The sequence below is a fragment of the Hydrogenophaga sp. genome, assembly GCF_048549895.1.
Lineage (GTDB): Bacteria > Pseudomonadota > Gammaproteobacteria > Burkholderiales > Burkholderiaceae_C > Hydrogenophaga.
Map to the genome: position 1 here is coordinate 1 of NZ_JBLYYB010000176.1, position 2,791 is coordinate 2,791.

A 2,791-nucleotide genomic window follows, 5' to 3' on the forward strand; every position below is an offset into this window, starting at 1 on the left:
CCTTGCTGCACAAAACAGCAGGGTAGGTAAAACACCTGGCTCAGTTTTAGGTCGGCATCACACCAAAAAGTGGCTCAGTTTTCGGTCGGCGTCAACACCTGCGCGCAAACTGCGCGGTGCAAAGAATCAGGCGAAGGAGCCTGCTAGCCTGGGCGGCCTATGGGGTGGATCGACGACAGCAGACAGGACTGGGGCGACACCTGTCGAAGCCACATCTTTCGTGTTGGTGCCGCCTGAACTGGCTCGCCGTTGCGGCTCCAGCTGATCCGGGAGATCGCCCTTGTCGTCCATCAAGGCGTGGTCGTCCGCGTCAGAAAAGGCGAGGGGTGTTCCTGGGCTACTGGGCGTACTGCGCTCCACTATCTCGGGCCCCTGCGGAACAGAGACGGGCGGGTTCAAACCGGCGGCAGAAAACCCCACACACAAAAGAAAGTGGAGAATCAAAACCGCGATGAAGCGCCGTAGCATGGTGCGGAAATTATAGAGACCGCTCAGCAGGCCACTGGCGAGCCTATTGCGAGGCTTTGGATGAGCACCCCGACTCAGATGTGTGCAAGGTCGCGCAAATCACCTCGGAGTTCGCTCCGATGTGCAACTTTCGCTTGCAAGCTGACCAGGAACTCAATTCTGCGCTGCAGCGAAAGCAGAACCTGTTCTGCTTTCCGCTCTCGATCAGGCACGGGTGTCAGGGTCCAAAGTAGCGGTGGGTAGCTCCACAGTGCCAATTCCGGCTGAGACGGCCAGGCCGGGTGCTCGCTTGCCGTTTGCTCGTCCAGAGAAATGACGTAATCCATTCGGGGAGAGCCTGCCGCCTTGAAAAGGTCCCAATTCTTGGGTTTCAGGTGGGCAATGGGCATCCCGGCGCGATGCAGCACCTCCAGCGCGATAGGGCTGACCGCGTGCGCCAGCCGTCCCGGGACGCCACAGGAAAACGCGTTCAGGCGCCCTTTGGCCACATGCCGAAGACAGGCCTCCGCAAGCTGACTGCGCAGCGCGTTCTCCACCGAGACAAAAAGGACATTGGCAACCTTGCGCATAGGTAGACTTCATTTTTGAAACGCCACAAGCGGCGTTTCCGGGTCGCAAAAAATTGGACTCTGGTACTTAGCATCCAGTTTTGCACAACACAGAAATCTGCGTTGCCAGTGACAAGCAATAGCCATACCCGATCAGTCTATTCAGCCGGGTACGGTGCCAATCTTGTCTGACGGATGCCTCGTGGACCCGCAGCTATACATTGGACAAGATGAAGAGATGCCCCTCTTTTTCATGCCCACGTCACGCTCAACTGATTCACTGGAGCCAATCAAGCACTTCATCCGGATGCACCCTGGCGAACGCTTCAACACCTGCACCCACTTGTTTGGGTTTGCATTGGCTGTTTTAGGCGTTCCACTCATGCTCACGGCCAGCCTGCCCACTGGCAACGTGGGAAAGATCGTTGGGGGGCTGGTTTTTGCGCTGTCCTGCGTTGCACTGTATGCCGCATCCACCTTCTTCCATGGCTCGCATGGGCAAGCGAAGCTGTGGTGGCAACGTGCCGACCACTGCGCAATCTACTTGCTCATTGCTGGCAGCTACACGCCCTTTGCATTGGTTGCGGTGCAGGGTGCCTGGGGCTGGGCCCTCCTGGTGGCAGTGTGGAGCATCGCCTTGCTGGGAATAGCGCGCGAACTTGGTGTCGCCTCCCAAAAACCGCCCCTGGCGCTCTACGTTGGAATGGGCTGGGTCATGGTGGTTGCTGCCATACCGCTGCTTGCCCAGATCGACGCGAGAGGGCTACAGTGGTTGCTCACCGGGGCAGCCCTCTACACAGCTGGCACGATCTTCTACGTCAATCGCGCTGGCTACCGCCATGCACATGGAGTTTGGCACTTGTTTGTACTGGGTGGAACGGCGAGCCACTATGCAGCGGTTGTCAGAGTCGTTATGTGACCTGGGAGGTTGATGTTCAGCAACACCACAACTGCGCTCGATTCGAGGTGTCTGTGAGCAGTTGAGAGCAACGTGTGATCACGCAGCATCTTGGCCCGCGCCTTCTTTGTAGCCTTGACGGACGCCTCACGCCTCACGCCTCGCCGCCAACCAGCCCACGCTGGACCAAGTCTTGGAATCCTTGTCTGCCATCTCGCGGCACAGCAATTGACGGCACTTCGTTCGGCGCCCGAGTCCGCGCTGCAGACATTCCGAAAGTGTGAAGCGCCCAAGTCACTCGGCAGCCTAGGTCATCGGTTCATTCGGTAAACCGTCCAAGCCACTGCGGACCGGGCACCAACGTATTCACATGTGCGCAAGGTCGCGCAGATCACTCCTGGGCGCACTCCGATGCTTAGCCTGAGACCATTCCGGTGAAATTTATTTCAGAACGCTCGCTAAACAACGACTGCGTCACGAAACCGCAATATGGCAGTCGTAACATTTAGACACAACGCCCTCCGGCTTTTGCCACGCCTCATGCCCGAAACCACCGAATACCTACGCGATTTCCGGCCCCGATTCCGCCAGCCCAGCGCGGCCGATCTGTGCATCGAAGTGCCGTGCATGACCACTGATCAGACAAACGACAAAGTGATGGAGGTATTCAACCGCCACCGCGACCTCGTGAGCCTCCCCGTCGTGGAAGGCAATCAGCCGATCGGCCTCATCAATCGCAGTATCTTCTTGTCACAGATGAGCAAGCAGTTCCGGCAAGAACTGTACGGTAGAAAGAGCTGTATCGCGTTCATGGACAAGGAGCCGTTGATCGTCGACGAGGCCCTGGATATCGATGCGCTGACGGTGCGGCAGTGCA

At 58.0% G+C, this 2,791-nt stretch carries 2 protein-coding genes and 1 pseudogene; 2 read left to right on the forward strand and 1 reads right to left on the reverse strand.

Features of this window, described 5'->3' with window-relative positions:
* Nucleotides 1-542: 542 nt before the first annotated feature.
* Nucleotides 543-1,037 carry a protein tyrosine phosphatase gene (locus ACN4F8_RS17070; RefSeq protein ID WP_419474662.1) on the reverse strand — a complete coding sequence of 165 codons (495 nt, stop codon included), beginning with the start codon at nucleotides 1,035-1,037 and terminating at the stop codon, nucleotides 543-545.
* 286 nt (nucleotides 1,038-1,323) lie between these two features.
* On the opposite strand from ACN4F8_RS17070, the gene trhA reads away from it, so the two are divergent.
* Together trhA and ACN4F8_RS17080 are read left to right on the forward strand one after the other, a co-directional pair.
* Nucleotides 1,324-1,935 carry a PAQR family membrane homeostasis protein TrhA gene (gene trhA / locus ACN4F8_RS17075; RefSeq protein WP_419474663.1) on the forward strand — a complete coding sequence of 204 codons (612 nt, stop codon included), beginning with the start codon at nucleotides 1,324-1,326 and terminating at the stop codon, nucleotides 1,933-1,935.
* 519 nt (nucleotides 1,936-2,454) lie between these two features.
* A pseudogene (locus tag ACN4F8_RS17080) lies at nucleotides 2,455-2,791 on the forward strand (protein-serine/threonine phosphatase); the annotation flags it as partial.